General features: G+C 59.9%; 12 protein-coding genes. 8 read left to right on the forward strand and 4 right to left on the reverse strand.

All coding sequences use genetic code 11. The features are described 5' to 3' along the window. The first annotated feature begins 15 nt into the window (after positions 1-15). The 8 genes from EPN96_07125 (at position 16) to EPN96_07160 (ending at position 10,796) form a co-directional block, all read left to right on the forward strand. Positions 16-2,106: a bifunctional (p)ppGpp synthetase/guanosine-3',5'-bis(diphosphate) 3'-pyrophosphohydrolase gene (locus EPN96_07125; protein TAL16944.1), complete on the forward strand. Its 2,091-nt coding sequence runs from the start codon at positions 16-18 to the stop codon at positions 2,104-2,106. Continuing rightward, entirely contained in the window at positions 1,997-3,472 is a 1,476-nt protein-coding gene (rsmB, locus tag EPN96_07130; GenBank protein TAL16945.1) for a 16S rRNA (cytosine(967)-C(5))-methyltransferase RsmB, read from the forward strand. Before EPN96_07125 ends, rsmB begins: the two co-directional genes overlap by 110 nt. Continuing rightward, positions 3,472-4,185: a PASTA domain-containing protein gene (locus EPN96_07135; protein ID TAL16946.1), complete on the forward strand. Its 714-nt coding sequence runs from the start codon at positions 3,472-3,474 to the stop codon at positions 4,183-4,185. The genes rsmB and EPN96_07135 overlap by 1 nt, the downstream gene beginning before the upstream one ends. A 112-nt stretch (positions 4,186-4,297) precedes the next feature. Then, on the forward strand, positions 4,298-4,957 hold the full coding sequence (locus tag EPN96_07140) for a ribulose-phosphate 3-epimerase (protein ID TAL16947.1): 660 nt from the start codon (positions 4,298-4,300) through the stop codon (positions 4,955-4,957). A 54-nt stretch (positions 4,958-5,011) separates the two neighbouring features. Beyond that, on the forward strand, positions 5,012-7,795 hold the full coding sequence (locus tag EPN96_07145; GenBank protein ID TAL16948.1) for an isoleucine--tRNA ligase: 2,784 nt from the start codon (positions 5,012-5,014) through the stop codon (positions 7,793-7,795). Then, on the forward strand, positions 7,792-8,274 hold the full coding sequence (lspA, locus tag EPN96_07150) for a signal peptidase II (GenBank protein ID TAL16949.1): 483 nt from the start codon (positions 7,792-7,794) through the stop codon (positions 8,272-8,274). The genes EPN96_07145 and lspA overlap by 4 nt, the downstream gene beginning before the upstream one ends. A 30-nt stretch (positions 8,275-8,304) precedes the next feature. Then, complete coding sequence (locus EPN96_07155; GenBank protein ID TAL16950.1) at positions 8,305-9,579, forward strand: PDZ domain-containing protein; 1,275 nt, start codon at positions 8,305-8,307, stop codon at positions 9,577-9,579. Positions 9,580-10,193: 614 nt separating this feature from the next. Next, positions 10,194-10,796, forward strand: a complete 603-nt coding sequence (locus EPN96_07160) for a hypothetical protein (protein TAL16951.1) — start codon at positions 10,194-10,196, stop codon at positions 10,794-10,796. Positions 10,797-11,017: 221 nt separating this feature from the next. On the opposite strand, the gene smpB is transcribed toward EPN96_07160, so the two are convergent. From smpB to secA, 4 genes are read right to left on the reverse strand one after another with little or no spacing between them, the layout of a single operon-like run. Then, on the reverse strand, positions 11,018-11,494 hold the full coding sequence (gene smpB, locus EPN96_07165) for an SsrA-binding protein SmpB (GenBank protein TAL16952.1): 477 nt from the start codon (positions 11,492-11,494) through the stop codon (positions 11,018-11,020). A 28-nt stretch (positions 11,495-11,522) separates the two neighbouring features. Then, on the reverse strand, positions 11,523-12,590 hold the full coding sequence (locus tag EPN96_07170) for a M42 family peptidase (protein TAL17019.1): 1,068 nt from the start codon (positions 12,588-12,590) through the stop codon (positions 11,523-11,525). Positions 12,591-12,603: 13 nt separating this feature from the next. Then, positions 12,604-13,779: a bifunctional glutamate N-acetyltransferase/amino-acid acetyltransferase ArgJ gene (gene argJ / locus EPN96_07175; GenBank protein ID TAL16953.1), complete on the reverse strand. Its 1,176-nt coding sequence runs from the start codon at positions 13,777-13,779 to the stop codon at positions 12,604-12,606. Further along, positions 13,776-16,439: a preprotein translocase subunit SecA gene (gene secA, locus EPN96_07180; protein ID TAL16954.1), complete on the reverse strand. Its 2,664-nt coding sequence runs from the start codon at positions 16,437-16,439 to the stop codon at positions 13,776-13,778. Before secA ends, argJ begins: the two co-directional genes overlap by 4 nt. Positions 16,440-16,464 lie beyond the last annotated feature (25 nt).

Genomic DNA, 16,464 nt, shown 5'->3' on the forward strand with positions numbered 1-16,464 from the left:
AATATACACCGGTCCATGAGGAGTGCGGGTCAAGTGACTCAGGCTTTCGCCGAAGAGAAGGACAACATACTTTCGTGGTACATCCTGCACCACGCCGTAGACGACAACGAGCTGCAGGAGCTTTCCACGCGGCTGACCAAAGCCGTGGAGGTGGCGAACCGCCTTCACGCCGGGTCGCTGCGGAAAACCGGCGAGCCCTACATCTATCACCCCCTTCGCACGGCGATGGAGGTCAGCCGCTTCGGAAGAATCGTAGACTGGCCCTCCATCGAGGCGGCGATACTCCACGATACGATAGAGGACACCGACTACAGCCTTGAGGAGCTTCGCCGCGACTTTCCCGACTCGGCGGAACTTGTCGAGGCGCTGACGAAGATAAAGGACGACAAGGAACTCTCCTACCGACGCCTCTTCGAGTACGCGCTAAAAGACATCCGGGTGCTGCTCATAAAGATCGCCGACAGGGTGGATAACCTCGGCACCCTCCACATCTTCAGCCCCGAAAAACGCCTTCGGATAGCCCGCGAATCGGCGACGATGTACGCCAACACCTGCGAGAGGCTCTGTATGCTGGACCTCGCGAGCAGACTCCGCGAGCAGGTGGGGGAATACCTCACCCCCGAGAAGTACGCGGAGTTTCAGGAGGCCCAGAAGAAGGCGAAAAAGGAACTGGAGCGCCCCCTCGTCCACCTGCGCTCCCGCCTCGCGGAAGTCTTCCCCGGCGACCTTACAGTCCGCATAGACATCCACTGGAACCGCTTCGACCACACCCTCCCGGTGATAAACGAGAACCTCTTCACCGTCCGCATCATCGCGGAGTCCAGGGAAGCCGCTTATCAGGCGCTTGGCAGGGTCCACATCTCCTTCCCCGCGATTCCCGGCACTTTTAAAGACAACATCTCCAACCCCCGCGAAAACGGTTTTCGCGCCCTCGAAACCTCGATCTCCAACAGGGGCATGATCGTGCGCTTCTACATAGCCAGCAGAGAGGACGACCGCTACAACCGTCTCGGCCTCCTTTCGATGGACGTGGAAAGCGCCCACTTCAACACGCGCTACCTGAAGGACCTGCGGGAGTTTCTTGAGGCGGAGGATTTCGCCAACATACAGGATTACCTGCGCTTCAACCTGCCCGACGGGATACAGGTCACGACTCCCAAGGGTGAAACGGTGAACCTTGAGGTCGGCGCCACCGCTCTCGATTTCGCCTTCGCCCTTCACAAGGGGCTCGGCCTTCGGGCCACGGGGGCTATAATAAACGACATACCCACCTCTATAGCCACCAAACTGAAGATGAACGACAGGGTCATCATCAAGACCGCCGACCACCCCGTCTGCAACGAAAAATTTCAGCAGTGGGCGACGACTAGGCGGGCGATGAGCGCCATTAAACGCTATCTTCGCCAGGAAGAGCTCAGGAAGGCCTCCGAGGAGGGGAAAAAGCTCCTTCTGGGGGTCGGCACCGCCGCCGGCATGGACAGCTGGGAGGTGGACAACCGGGTAAAGGCGCTGGCCGCCCAGTCCGGAGAGAAGACCGATAAAATTTACGAGGAGGTCTTCTTCGGAAAGATGCCCCTCGAAAAAGTGCTCGGCCCCCTCGCGAGGCCGGGCTGGAACCCCGTGAGCGCCCTCCTCCAGAAGGTCATGCCCCCAAAGCCGGTCGCAGCCCGGACCGTCCGCAGGTACGATTTCTCCTCGAATCTGCGCTTTTGTACCAAGTGCGTTCCGGTCCTTGGCGACGAGATAGAGGGAGTCGCCGGGGAGAGGGTGCTGACCGTCCACCGCAAGGGGTGCTTTTCCGACGACTCGGTCCCGAGGGTAACGGTCGAATGGGACCGCCAGAAGAAGATCGAGCTTCGCGATCCGGGCCCGGTAAAACTCGAAATAGTCACCACCCCCACCCCCGGCCTTCTCTACAGGACGATGGCTCCCTTCAGAAACCTCGAAATAGAGATAAACTCCATCAGCCTTCCGGGGGAGGACAACATCCTCCACCTTGAGTTCCGTCCGGGCACCTCCCGTGCCCTCGACCGCCTCCTTCGGGAACTGCGGAAGCTTGAATTCGTGCGCGAGATCGAGCTCGGCCACTCCGAAGCACCCCACTGAGGCGGCGGTGCAAAGCGATAAAATAAATAACGGCGCCCGGAGCCTCGCGGCGAAGGCTCTCGACGAGATCGAGAGGCGGGGAGCCTACGCGGACCAGTACCTCGACGGACTTTTCAGGCGCGAAAGGGCGCTCGACCCCAGAGAGCGCGGGCTTGTCACGGCGCTGGTCTACGGCGTTCTCCGCCGGAGAAACCTCCTCGACGCCGCGATAAAAAACGCCTATCAGCGGCCCCTCAAAAAGCTCCACCCCGCCCTCCTCACCATCCTTCGCACCGGAGCCTTCCAGCTTCTCTATTTCGACCGCATCCCCGCGCCCGTCGCGGTCTCGGAGACGGTCGAGCTCGCCGCCCGCAGCGGCCACGCGAAGGCGAGGGGGCTCGTCAACGCCCTGATGCGCAAGATCTCCTCGGTGGGGATGGATTTCCCCCGGCCGGAAGGGTTCGACGAGAGAACCGGCCTCGAAACCGGCTTCCCGGCGTGGCTTGTCGGGCACTGGCGGCTTCAGGAGGGCGAGGAGGGGGCGAAACTGATGGCCGAGACCTTCGGCGCGGTTCCCCCGGTATTTTTGAGGGTGGACACGAGGAAAATATCGCGGGAAGAGGCGCTGACCTCACTCGGAGAGACGAAGGAATACGGCCCCGGCGAGTACTCGCCGCAGGGGATATGGCTTTGCGGAGGCGGCGACCTTCGGGAACTCGAACTCCTGAAAAAGGGGCTGGCCGTGGCGCAGGGTCAGGCTTCCCAACTCGTCTCGCTGCTCCTCGCCCCGGCTCCCGGCTGGAGGATACTCGACGCCTGCGCCGCCCCCGGCATAAAAGCGACCCATCTGGCCTCTCTGATGGAGGACAGAGGAGAAATCGTCGCGCTGGACATCCACCCCGGAAGGGTGAGCATGATCGGAGAACTCGCCGGAAAGCTCGAGCTCCGCTCGATAAAGCCGGTACTCTCCGACGCCGCCCTCTACAAAGACGAGAATCCCTTCGACGCGGTTCTCGTGGACGCCCCCTGCTCCGGTCTCGGCGTGCTCGCCCACAACCCCGAGAAGAGGTGGCGGCTGACCCCCGCCGAACTCGCCGGATTCCCTCCCCTGCAGGAGCGGATACTCGCAAACACCGCAAAGATGGTTAAGCCCGGAGGCATTTTGGTGTATGCTACCTGCACCACGGCGAGGGAGGAAAACGAGGAGGCCGTAAAGGCTTTCCTCAAGGAAAACCCCGCTTTCTCGGTTGAATCCGCCGCCGGTTTCATCTCCCCCCGGCTGGTGACGAAGGAAGGTTTCGTGCGGACCTTTCCGAGACCCCCCGCCTCCTCGCCGGGAGGCTATCTTGAGGGATTTTTCGCGGCGCGCATGCGCCGGAGTCAGTAATGCGCCGATTTTTAATCGTAATTTTATACTCCATGCTCGCCCTGGCGGTGGCCGGCCTCGGCGCCTACCTCGTCGTCGCCTTCATGGTCGAAAAGGCGCCGGAGGTAGAGGTGCCCGATGTCTACAACATGTCACTCACCGACGCCCTGGACACCCTGAACGCGCGCGGACTCGAACTTGAGGTTCGGGACTTCGCCTTCTCCGACGGGGTGGAGGAAAACCGGGTGCTTCGACAGCGGCCTTCGGCGGGCAGCGTGGTCAAGGCAGGCCGGGGCGTGGGCGTGGTCCTCTCGCGGGGAGGCGAGCGCCAGTTCGTCCCCGATCTCATCGGCCAGTTCGAGGAGGACGCAAACATCCAGTTGGCGCAGGCGGGGCTGACTCCCGCTCCGGCGGTAAGGATACCCGGAGAACCCGCCGGAACCGTCATCGCCCAGAGCAGGGTTCCCGGGACGAAGATGAGCAAGGGGGATCAGGTTTTTCTGCTCGTCGCAACCGGTCCCGAGCAGCCTTACATGAGAATGCCCAATCTCAGCGGCGCCCCCCTCGCCGAAGCGGAAAAAACGCTGTCGGAACTGGGCCTCAAGATCAGCAGGGTCGAGGACACCCAGCTGGGCGACCCTTCCCGCTCCGGCAGAATAATCGGGCAGGAGCCAATGCCCGGCTCAAAAGTTCAAAAGGGCTCGGAGGTCACACTTTCCGTCTCCGCAGACTAGGCACTGCGCTCCTCTTTCGTCAAATGTCTCCTTCCATCCGGAAGACTTTGCCAATATAATTATCAGTTCACATTGGCAACTATACCGATTCTCCCCTTTGCGAGGCTATTAGATGTCTATAATCGCCCCCTCTATCCTCTCCGCCGATTTCGGGAGGCTGGCCGAAGAAATACGCGCCGTCGAAAGCGCCGGAGCCGACTGGATTCACGTAGACGTGATGGACGGCCGCTTCGTCCCCAATATAACTATAGGCCCTCTGGTGCTAAAGGCAGTCAAAAAGGCTACGAAACTCGTTGCCGACGTCCATCTCATGATAGTCGAGCCGGAAAAATACGTGGACGAGTTCGCGGCGGCGGGAGCGGACTACATCACCGTCCACGCCGAAACCAGCCCCCACCTGCACCGCACCATCCAGCAGATAAAGCAGGCTGGAGCGAAGGCGGGAGCAGCCCTGAACCCTTCCACTCCCCTTTCGGCGCTCGAATACGTGCTGGAAGAGCTGGACATGGTGGTCATAATGAGCGTCAACCCCGGCTTCGGCGGTCAGGCGTTCATTAAAAGCGCCTCGCAAAAGGTCGGGGCGCTGCGCAGGATGGCGAGCGAACGGGGACTAAGCCCGATAATTCAGGTAGACGGCGGGATAAATCACGATACAGCCAGGGAGGTTGTCGGCCAGGGAGCGAATGCGCTGGTAGCGGGAAGCTACATCTTCGGCGCACCCTCCTACGCCGGGGCGATTGCCCGTCTCAAAGAGTCCTTCGCGGGAAAGTAAAATCTTCCCTTTTAATAATTTTTAAATTCAACGCTCTGGGAGAAGTTCCTTAAAATGGATTACAAAGATACGCTGAACCTTCCAAATACCGAATTCCCCATGAAGGCCAATCTGGCCGCCCGAGAGCCGGAGATAATGGTTCGCTGGGAAAACGAAAAGGTCTACAAGACCCTGCTGGAGCAGGGAAAGGACCGCATACCCTTCATCCTTCACGACGGCCCCCCCTACGCAAACGGCCACATACACATGGGCCACGCGATAAACAAGATACTCAAGGACATAATCATAAAGTTCCGCTCGATGCAGGGGCGGCGCGCGCCCTACATCCCCGGCTGGGACTGCCACGGGCTTCCCATCGAGCATCAGGTTGACAAGGAGCTGGGCGAAAAGAAGACCGGCATGGGCAAGGCGGAGTTCCGCCGTTACTGCCGCAAATACGCCCAGAAGTACGTGGACATCCAGCGCGAGGAATTCAAGCGCCTCGGAATCTTCGGCCACTGGGAAGACCCCTACCTGACGATGAACTACGGGTATGAAGCCCAGATAGTGCGGGAGCTGGGGAAGTTCATGGATACCGGCGCGGTCTATCAGGGAAAGAAGCCGGTTTACTGGTGCATCGACTGCAAGACGGCCCTGGCCGAGGCTGAGGTCGAGTACGCCGACAAAAAAGACCCCTCCATCACCGTCGCCTTCCCTATTCCGAAGGATCTCGGCTACATAGACCAGGCGCTGGCGGGTAAAAAGTCCCACGTCGTAATCTGGACGACGACGCCGTGGACCATTCCGGCAAACCTCGCGGTGGCCCTCGGGCCCAACTACGAGTATTCGGCCTACGAACACCCCGCCGGTTCCGGCATGGTCTACATCCTTGCCAAACAGCTCGCGCCCGGGGTCTTCGAGTCGATGGGCTGGACCGATTACAAGGAGATCGCCGCCATCGACCCGGCCCGCCTCGAAAGGGTGGAGGCGCGCCACCCCCTCTATGACAGGGCAAGCCTGATAATCCTGGGCGACCACGTCACCCTCGACGCGGGCACCGGCTGCGTCCACACAGCTCCCGGCCACGGTCAGGAAGACTACGAGATCGGGATGAAGTACGGCCTCGACGCCTACGCGCCGGTGGACGACAAGGGGCTCTTCACCGCCGAGGTCCCCGACCTCGCGGGAATCGACGTCTTCACCGCTAACGGCAAGGTCATAGAGGCTCTCAAAAACTCCGGCTACCTTCTCCATCTGGGCCGGATAACCCACTCCTACCCGCACTGCTGGAGGTGCAAGAAGCCGGTCATCTTCCGCTCAACCCGCCAGTGGTTCATCTCGATGGAGGAGACGAAGCTTCGCGAAAAGGCGCTCTCGGAGATCGAGCGGGTCGAATGGATTCCCGCCTGGGGCCGCGACCGCATCTACAACATGATAGCCGCCCGCCCGGACTGGTGCATCTCGCGCCAGCGCACCTGGGGCGTTCCGATAGTCGCGGCGCACTGCGAAAAGTGCGGCGAAACGATCGCCACTCTCGAACTGGCCGAAAAAGCCGCCTCCTACTTCGAGAAGGAGGGAGCGGACGCCTGGTACGAGCGGCCGGTGGGGGATTTTCTCGCCAGGGGGACGAAGTGCAAGAAGTGCGGCAACGACACCTTCCGCAAGGAGGAGGACATCCTCGACGTTTGGTTCGACTCGGGCGTCTCCTTCGCGGCGGTGGCGGAAGCACGCCCCGAGCTGGGCTTCCCCGCCGACCTCTACCTCGAAGGCTCCGACCAGCACCGCGGCTGGTTTCACTCCAGTCTTCTCGCCTCGGTCGGGACTCGCGGCATAGCACCCTACCGCTCGGTGCTCACCCACGGCTTCGTGGTTGACGGCGACGGAAAGAAGATGTCCAAGAGCTCGGGCAACGTCATCGCCCCCGAGTCGATAGTCAGCCGCCGGGGAGCCGAGGTGCTCCGCCTCTGGGTGGCCGCCGAGGACTACCGCGACGACATCCGCGTCAGCGAAGAGATACTAAAACGGCTTGAGGAGGCTTACAGGCGCATCCGGAACACCTCGCGCTTCATCCTCGGCACGATCAGCGATTTCGACCCGGCGGTGGACACGGTATCGCGCGAGGAGCTTTACGAGATAGACCTCTACGCGCTCGACACCCTGAACCGCCTCGTGGAAAAGTGCGTGAAGGCTTACGACGACTACCAGTTCCACGCGATCTTCCACCGGCTGCACAACTACTGCTCGGTGGATCTCTCCGCCTTCTACCTCGACATCCTGAAAGACCGTATCTACACCTTCCCGAAGAAGAGCCTCGGCAGGCGGGCTGCGCAGACGGTGCTTTACGAAATATCGCAGAAGATGACGAAGATAATGGCGCCGATACTGGCCTTCACCGCCGACGAGGTGTGGCGCTACATCCCCGGCTCCACCGAATCGGTGCATCTGGAGACCTTCCCGGAGATCGATTTCGCCGCGCTCGACGACGAGCTCGCCGACCGCTGGCAGAAGCTGCGCGACATCCGCCGCCTCGTCTCCAGGGCCGCCGAGGAGAAGCGGGCCAAAAAAGAGATCGGCCATTCCCTCGACGCGAAAATCATCCTCCACGTGAACAACCGCTGGGAGGACTTTCTCGGCCCCTACACCGACGAGCTCCCCTTCCTCTTCATCGTCAGCCAGGTAGACCTTGTCGAGGGCGGCGAGGGAGCGGTCGGCGACGAAGCGCTGCCGGGCCTCAGCGTGGACGTGGAGAAGGCGGAGGGGCAAAAATGCCAGCGCTGCTGGAACTACTCCACCACCGTCGGCGAGGTAGCGGACAAGCCCGAAATCTGCACCCGTTGCGCGGGCCACCTGACTGAATGAACAAATACCGCAAGCTTGCACTCTTCACGGCGCTGACCGTGGGCCTCGATCTGGGAACTAAAGCCCTCGTCGAGGCCCGTTTCTCGCTCTACGAGACCGTCCCGGTGATAAAGGGGTTTTTCAACCTCACCTACGTCCAGAACACCGGTGCGGCCTTCAGCATCCTCTCCAACGCCGGGAGTTTCCGTACGCCCCTCTTCGCGGGCGTAACCCTCGCCGCCGCCGCCTTCATCCTCTGGCTCACAAAAACCCAGGGCGACGAAGACAAATATCTTCCGGCATACCTCGGCCTCATCCTCGGCGGAGCGCTGGGGAACCTCGCGGACAGGCTGCGCCACGGCGCGGTGGTGGATTTTCTAGATCTCTACATAGGCAAATACCACTGGCCGGCCTTCAACGTCGCCGACAGCGCCATCTGCGTGGGCGTCGGACTGATCCTGCTGATGGAATTTACGAAACACCGCAAGCACTCTTCCTGACGGACCTGCTTTAACACGGAGAAAAAAATTATGAGAGCCCTCTTCACGCTCCTTCTGATGTCTCTTCCCGTTTTCTTCCTCGCGGGCTGCGCGACGCAGCAGCTTGCCGGAGAAGGCGCCCCGGCCTCGCCCTATTTCAATCTAGCGGAGCTCAAGGAAGAGCAGATAATTCACGTCCCCACCGGGCGCGTTGTCACCGAAGACGAACTGATCGATTACCTCTCGCGCTTCCGCGTCATCTACATAGGCGAGGCGCACGATTCCGTCAACGACCACAGGATACAGCTGATGGCGATCCAGCGCCTTTCGCGAAGGTTCCCCGGCAAGGTCGCGGTCGGCATGGAGATGCTGCGCCTCCCCTATCAGGAGGCGGCGGACCAGTGGGTAAAGGGGGAGATCGACGAGAAGGAATTTCTGCAGAAGTGGACAGAGACTTGGGGGCAGTACGAATACTACAAGGATATACTCGCCTACGCGCGGGACGCAAAGATTCCCCTCGTCGCCCTCAACAGGGAAAAACCCAAGAAGTCCATGGAAGCCATGATGCCCGCCAAGGCGGCCGAACCTCCCTCCGGGGAAAACGCCATGGCGAAGGCGATGAGCGCGGAGCCCTCAAAGGCCGAGGTCGAGCTCGACGAAAACGACCCTTACTATAACGCCTACATCGGAGCTTTCTTCGTAGGCCACGGCGACGGGAAGCCCGAGATAGGGAAGATGTTCCTTCGCGGCCAGATGCTCTGGGACGAGACGATGGCGGACACCGCCGCCAAATACCTTTCCGCCAATCCCGACCACAAGCTCATCGTGCTCGCGGGGGGCAACCACGTCCGCTACGGCTTCGGGATTCCGCGCCGGGTCTTTCGCCGCGTCCCCGAGCCCTTCGCGATTGTCGATCCCTGGATAGTCGAATTTCCCGAGGATAAACTGGACCGCCTGATGGACGTGAGCCCTCCCCCGCTCCCTCTCCCCATCGCCGACTTCGTCTGGGGAGTAGCCTACAAGGACCTCGAAGGCCAGAAGGCAATGCTCGGCGTGGGCATAGAGGACTCGGAAGAGCCCAAAGGGGTGAGGATACGGAGTGTCATGGAACTCTCGCCCGCTTCAAAAGCCGGGCTTTTAAAGGACGACGTCATAACCGCCGTGGACGGCGCAGAGGTAAAGGTGCTTTTCGACCTCACCTTCGAGATGACCAAAAAAGCCATCGGTCAGGCCGGGGAGGTGAAGGTCATTCGGGAAGGGAAAGAACTAACCGTTCCGGTGACTTTCGACAAGGTGGAGCATAAGAAGGCAGAGAAAAAACCTTAATGTAATTGGATGGTTGCGGGGCTCTGCCCCGCTCCCCTTGGCACTTCTTTTAGAAAGAAGTGCCCAAGAAATCGGCCCGGACCCGTCGCTCGCGCTTTAAAAAGCGCGACCACTTCGTTCCGGCTGGGCCGTACGGGGCACCCGCTCCGCTAGCGCTTCGCTAAGACCCCGCGCCGGCCCGACGCCTCCACTCGTTGCGCCGCGTATGGGCCCCGGGAACGAAAAGTTGCGTAGGTTGCGGTTGAGCGACCCAGCCACGGAAGAAAAATCGGTTATCAAAGCACGGTCAACCGCGAAACACGATTACCCGTACCGTCAAGCGAAACCCAACAATTACAACGACATGCGCCTCGCAAATGTTGGGTGTCGTACTCTCCACCTAACCTACGAAACTAAGTCTTACATATCCTACCCAGCTAACCGGGCGGAATTGACATTAACCCATCAAAATGGATATAATGCGTCACCGAATCGGCAGTAGCATCGCTGATCATCGCCTAAAAAAGGTGCTGCATGTAGTTTTTTTGCGAACCTCTTGCGCCGTATCAAACGCGTGCTATGATTTACCGCCAAAGGGTTTCGCGTGGCGAAATCCAATTCCAAGGAGACCGGATATGCGTACAACGACACTTTTTGCATTGATAGTTGCAGTGGTTTGTTCCGTTTGCATAGGTTGCACGCATCTCTCGGCCAAAGTTGTTGAACAGAAGGCTGGGTGGCTATTTGATGCTAATGGCAGTCAAAATAAAATTAGCAATGGATACGACCTCTGCAAGGCAAAAGGACCAATTGTTTTCGTAAGAGACTCTGAGACAGCAGACGGTTCAATGCGGCTGAGCCTAAGCGCAGAGATGGACAAACCAATTGAGTGGGTCGGCTATACTTTTGAGAGTACTGATAAGGATTACCCTGCGGACAAAACCAAAAATCACATTTCCCGTCTATGCTTAATCGACGGTGCCCATGATACGACTGGGGCCCCTGTAAGCAGGACTGTCATTCCAGATACAGAGTATTGCAGGGAAGTTGCCCCTCCTACATCTCCTAGGCTTATTCAGATAGACTTTGAAGTATTAACCGCTGACTTCGCTCCGCTTAATATGAATAAACTCAAGGTCATGGCACAAGAACAAGGCGGGAAAACCCTAAGTTGCGAGGTTGACATTATGGTAACCAGGCCTTCCAACATCGGTTTGGTTCCTGCCGGTAGCAGGTAGCACTAAGACCAAAAGCCGTGTAGACATTTCATTAATTGTTTGTCGCCTCGCTTCGCTCAAAGAGACCTGCATAACTGGTACTTTCGTTTCAAATACGGCTTTGGATTTTTTCGTCAGGCGAGGCGCCGCCGAGCAAGGGCGCGCAGACAGTAGCGTGACTACGGCAAGCGCCCGGCGCAAGGCGGCAACGAAGCATGACGGGAAAAGCCGAAGCCGTCCTGCTATTCGCGGCCTCTCCCCCTGGTCTCCCGCTCCATCTCCCGCATGGCATCCTTCTTCTTCATATCCTCGCGCTTGTCATAGAGCTTCTTGCCCTTGCCGAGGCCGAGCTCGACCTTGGCCCGGCCGCGCTTGAAGTAGACCCGCAGGGGGAGGAGGGTGTAGCCCTTTTCGTTGACCTTGGCTTCGAGCTTGCGTATCTCAAGCGAGTGCATGAGTAGCTTTCGCTCGCGGTCGGGCTCCTGATACTCGATGCGGGTGTTGGTGTAGGGGGTTATGTGAAAGCCGGTGACCCACGCCTCTCCGTTGCGGAAGTTGACGTAGGCGTCCGTCAGGGTGGCCCTCGCGTCGCGCAGGGACTTGACCTCGTTTCCCCAGAGGACGATTCCGGCCTCGAAGGTATCCTCGATCTCGTAGTCGCGCCACGCTTTCTTGTTGGTGCAGACTACCTTTATCCCCTCGCCTCCCTCCTTGGCCATTTAAAGCGCTCCAGCCTCTCCCGCCAACCTATTCGGGCTTCCAGGAGATGGTGGGATCGATGGCGAGGAGCGTCGCGGTGACGAGTTCGGCGGCGTTTTCGACATCCACGAGGCTAAGCACCTCGGCGGAGGTGTGCATGTAGCGAAGCGGAATGGAGATAAGCGCGGTGGCTACTCCGGCGCGGTTGAGCTGCATTACGTTGGCGTCGGTGCCGGTAGCCCTCGCGGAGGCGTCTATCTGCACGGGAATCTTGTTCTTCTTTGCGGTTTCCCGGATGAGGTCGAAGAGGCGGTGGTTTATGTTGGCGCCCCGCGTGATCACCGGGCCCTTGCCGAGGCGGATGTCGCCGGTGGATTTCTTGTCGCTGCCGGGGTGGTCGGTGGCGAAGGTGACCTCCACGCAGATGCCAACGTCGGGGTCAATGCCGAAGGAACTGGTGGTCGCGCCGCGAAGGCCGAGCTCTTCTTGCACGGTGGAGACTCCGTAGACGGAGCAGGCGAGGGAGTCCTTCTTCTTCGCCACCCTCCTGAGAGTTTCGGCGACTATGAGGGAGCCGACCTTGTCGTCGAAGCCGCGCCCCATCACGTTATTTCCGAGAAGGAGCTCAAGCTCGTCGGCGAAGGTGACGGCGTCGCCGACGGCGACGTGCTTTTCCGCCTCGGCCCTGTTGGAGGCTCCGATGTCGATGGCGAGGTCTTTTTGCCTGGCGACCTTGGTGCGCTCCTCCGCTTCGAGGAGATGAATCGGCTTTCTGCCGATTATTCCCTTTGTCTGCCCTTTCGCGCCGTGGACGTTCACCCTCTTGCCGGGCATCAGGTGGAGGTCAACACCGCCGATGGCGGAGAAGAACAAAAAGCCGTCGTCGTCTATGTACTTGACCATGAGGCCGACTTCGTCGGCGTGGCCCGCCAGCATAACGCGGGGCTTCTCTTTGCCTTCGAGTACGCCCCAGGTGTTGCCCATCACGTCGGAATCTATCCGGTCGACGAAGGGGCGCACGTATTCGCGCCACTGCCTCTGGGCGGGCTGCTCGTATCCGGAGGGGCTGGGGCTGTCGGCGAATTTCTTGAAGAAGTTGAAGACCTTTTTATCCATCATGAAAGCTCCGTTATGATCTGTAATTTGCGTTTATGCTTATGTAACCGGCTGAAAAATCACAGGTGGTGACGGTCGCCCGCCCCTCGCCCTCGAAGATTTCCACCGTTATCCCGAATTCGTTTCCCTGCATAATCTCTCTGGCGGCCTTCTCGGCCTCGGTTCCCAGCCAGGCGCCGGCCTTTACTATCGGGACGTCCCCCACGGTTATGCCGAACTCCCCGCCCTTGAAGTGGCCGCTTCGCCCGAGCGCCGCGGCGATCCTTCCCCAGTTGGGGTCTTCGCCGTGGAGGGCGGTCTTTACAAGGGGGCTCTCGGCGATGGTGAAGGCTATCGCCTTTGCCGCCCTGTCGTCCGCCGCGCCCGTGACGGTTATGTCCACCAGCTTTGTCGCCCCCTCGCCGTCGCGCACGATCATCCGGGCAAGGTCGCGGCAGACCTCCTCAACGGCTTTGGAGAAAGTCTTCATCGCCTCGGGAGAAGATTCGACGGCGGGAGCGCCGGAAAGTCCGCTGGCCAGCATCAGCAGGGTATCGTTGGTGGAGGTGTCGCCGTCCACCGTTATCCGGTTGAAGCTGAGCTCCGCCGCCCCGGAAAGCACCTCCTGAAGGGTCTTCGGGGATACCTTCGCGTCGGTGACGACAAAGCCGAGCATCGTCGCCATGTCCGGCTTTATCATGCCCGAGCCCTTGGCCGCCCCGGTGACGACGACATCCACGCCGCCGATCTTAACCCGGCGGGAGGAGACCTTCTCTACGAGGTCGGTGGTCATTATGGATTTCGCGAAGGGGGCTATATCGCCCGCCAGCGCCTCCGCCAGCCCCGGCATCGCCCTCTCCATCGTCTCGACGGGGAGGGGCGCGCCGATGACGCCGGTGGAGCAGACCAGAATCTCCTCGGGGGAGATTCCAAGGGTTTTGGCCATCGTCGCGGTGGTGCGAAGGGTGTCCTCGTAGCCCTGCTTCCCCGTACAGGCGTTGGCGTTCCCCGCGTTGACCAGAATGGCGCGGCAAAAGCCGCTTTTCACGCGTTCCCGCGACACCACCACCGGGGCCGCGACCACGGTGTTTCTGGTGAAGACACCGGCGGCGGCCGCAGGGGCCTCGCACAGGACGAGCCCCACGTCCAGCCTGTCCTTGTATTTTATTCCCGCCATCACGGCGGAAAATTCAAAGCCCTTCGGAATCATTCGAAAGAGGCGCTCCTTCCGCAACATTTTTTATACTTCTTGCCGCTGCCGCAGGGGCAGGGATCGTTTCGTCCCGTCTTCATCACGTCGGAGGCCTTGAGCTTGCCCGCGCCTCCCGAAGAGGGCTCGTCAAGCGAAAGAGAGGGGGCTTCGCCGCCTTCCTGCGCGGTTTTCTCCTCCTCTTCCCTGTCCGCTATCTGGATGCGGAAGAGCTGCTCGATGGATATCTCCTCGGTTCTGGCCCGCATGTCCAGAAACATCTGGTACCCCTCGCGCTTGTAGACCGTGAGGGGGTTTTCCTGAGCGTAGCTGCGAAGCCCGATGCCGGATTTGAGATGGTCAATCGCCAGAAGGTGATCCTTCCACCCGGAATCGATGTTGTTTAACAGTATATACCTTTGCAGCTGCGCCGCGTGGGGGCCGAATTCGGCGATCTTCTCGTCGTATTTCGCCAGAGCGCGGTCCACGAGGCAGTCCGAAAGCTGATCCTTGAGGGCGCAAAGCTCGATGTCTTCCTCTTCGAGAAGCATGTTGAACTGCTTGAAGAAGGCCTCTTTCAGCCCGGGGATGTCCCATTTGCCCGGATCCTCCTTCGGAGGGCATCTGGCTTCGATGATATCCTCGGCTATGGCTCCGGCTATCTCCTTGATGTGGGTAACCAGGTCCTCCGAGCCGAGCACCTCGCGCCGCCACGAGTAGATGGCCTCGCGCTGGCGGTTCATCACGTCGTCGTATTCGAGGAGGTGCTTTCTGATGTCGTAGTTGTGGCCCTCGACCTTCTTTTGCGCGTTCTCTATCGCCTTGCTTATCCAGGGGTGCTGGATGTCCTCTCCCTCCTTCAGGCCGAGTTTGGAGAGAAAGCCGCTGATCCTCTCGGAGCCGAAGATTCTCATAAGGTCGTCTTCGAGGCTGAGGTAGAACCTGCTGGAGCCGGGGTCGCCCTGTCTGCCGGACCTGCCGCGAAGCTGGTTGTCGATGCGCCGCGACTCGTGGCGCTCGGTGCCGAGAATGTGAAGGCCGCCCGCCTTCAGAACCTCTTCGCGCTCGGCCTGACACTGGGCCTGATATTTTTTGACGGCTTCCTTCAGCGCCTCCGGCCCGGCGTCCGGCCCCGCCTCCGCCTTGGCCATGAATACCGGGTTGCCGCCCAGCATTATGTCGGTGCCCCTGCCCGCCATGTTGGTCGAAATCGTCACCGCGTTCTTCCGGCCCGCCTGCGAAATTATCTCGGCCTCTTTTTCGTGGTACTTGGCGTTGAGCACATGGTGGCGGACGCCCTTCTTTTTCAGCATGAGGGCTATCCGCTCGGAATCCTCGATGGAGATGGTGCCCACCAGCACCGGCTGCCCCTTTTCGTGAAGGGCCATAATCTCCTTGATGACCGCCTCGTACTTTTCCTTTTTAGTCATGTAGATGACGTCGGCGTTGTCGGCGCGGATCATCTGCTGATTCGTGGGAATGACGATTACTTCGAGGCCGTAGGTCTCGTTGAATTCGGTAGCCTCGGTCTCGGCGGTGCCGGTCATGCCCGCGAGTTTTTCGTACATGCGGAAAAAGTTCTGGAAGGTGACGGAGGCCAGAGTCTGGTTCTCGCTCGCTATTTTCACCCCCTCCTTGGCTTCCACCGCCTGATGGAGGCCGTCGCTCCAGCGCCTGCCGGGCATGAGGCGTCCGGTGAATTCGTCCACGATCATTACCTCGCCGTTATCGACGACGTAGTCCACGTCCCTGTGGAAGAGGTTGTGGGCCTTAAGGGCCTGATTGACGTGGTGGAGTATCTCTATGTTCTTCGGGTCGTAGAGGTTCTGGATTTTGAGAATCTTTTCCACCTTCTCGACGCCCGCCTCGGTTAGCGCGACGGCCTTGTCCTTTTCGTCAACGGTGAAATCGCCGTCTTTTTTGTCCTCTTCGACCGACTGCTTCAGGTGGGGGATGAGCTTGTTGATTACGTAGTACTTGTCGGTGGATTCTTCCGAAGGGCCGGAGATGATGAGGGGGGTTCTGGCCTCGTCGATGAGAATCGAGTCAACTTCGTCCACTATGGCGAAATAAAAGCCCCTCTGGGCGTACTCCTCCAGCCGGAACTTCATGTTGTCGCGCAGGTAGTCGAAGCCGAATTCGTTGTTGGTGCCGTAAACCACGTCGGCGGCGTAGGAAGCCCTGCGCTCCGCGTCGCTGAGGCCGTGGAGGATTACTCCCACCGAGAGGCCGAGAAAGCGGTAGACCGCACCCATCCACTCAGCGTCTCTGCGCGCGAGGTAATCGTTTACGGTTACTACGTGCACTCCCTTGCCGGTGAGGGCGTTCAGGTAGACCGGAAGGGTGGCGACCAGGGTCTTTCCCTCGCCGGTCTTCATCTCGGCTATCCTTCCCTCGTGGAGGACCAGGCCGCCGATTATCTGACAGTCGAAGTGGCGCATGCCGAGGGTGCGCTTCGAGCCCTCGCGGACTACGGCGAAGGCCTCGGGCAATATGTCGTCGAGGGTCTCCCCCTTCCGGAGGCGGCTCTTGAATTCAAGGGTCTTTTCCCGAAGACCGTCGTCGGAGAGAGCCTCGATCGACGGGCTAAACCCGTTGACCTTTCCCACGATCTCGCCGTAGCGCTTCAGCTCCCTTTCGTTGCGGGTGCCGAAGATCTTTTTGACTATCGTTCCTATCATTATTTCACTCCCGGGTTTTGCCCGG

This window comes from bacterium, assembly GCA_004322275.1.
GTDB lineage: Bacteria > Desulfobacterota > Deferrisomatia > Deferrisomatales > BM512 > SCTA01.

What these genes read in the sequence shown, in the direction of transcription:
- EPN96_07170 (TAL17019.1), bottom strand. Translation starts at nt 12,590, where the DNA reads ATGGATAAAAAGGTCTTCAACTTCTTCAAGAAATTCGCCGACAGCCCC.
- EPN96_07160 (TAL16951.1), top strand. Translation starts at nt 10,194, where the DNA reads ATGCGTACAACGACACTTTTTGCATTGATAGTTGCAGTGGTTTGTTCC.
- smpB (TAL16952.1), bottom strand. Translation starts at nt 11,494, where the DNA reads ATGGCCAAGGAGGGAGGCGAGGGGATAAAGGTAGTCTGCACCAACAAG.
- EPN96_07135 (TAL16946.1), top strand. Translation starts at nt 3,472, where the DNA reads ATGCGCCGATTTTTAATCGTAATTTTATACTCCATGCTCGCCCTGGCG.
- lspA (TAL16949.1), top strand. Translation starts at nt 7,792, where the DNA reads ATGAACAAATACCGCAAGCTTGCACTCTTCACGGCGCTGACCGTGGGC.
- EPN96_07140 (TAL16947.1), top strand. Translation starts at nt 4,298, where the DNA reads ATGTCTATAATCGCCCCCTCTATCCTCTCCGCCGATTTCGGGAGGCTG.
- secA (TAL16954.1), bottom strand. Translation starts at nt 16,439, where the DNA reads ATGATAGGAACGATAGTCAAAAAGATCTTCGGCACCCGCAACGAAAGG.
- EPN96_07155 (TAL16950.1), top strand. Translation starts at nt 8,305, where the DNA reads ATGAGAGCCCTCTTCACGCTCCTTCTGATGTCTCTTCCCGTTTTCTTC.
- EPN96_07125 (TAL16944.1), top strand. Translation starts at nt 16, where the DNA reads ATGAGGAGTGCGGGTCAAGTGACTCAGGCTTTCGCCGAAGAGAAGGAC.
- EPN96_07145 (TAL16948.1), top strand. Translation starts at nt 5,012, where the DNA reads ATGGATTACAAAGATACGCTGAACCTTCCAAATACCGAATTCCCCATG.
- argJ (TAL16953.1), bottom strand. Translation starts at nt 13,779, where the DNA reads ATGATTCCGAAGGGCTTTGAATTTTCCGCCGTGATGGCGGGAATAAAA.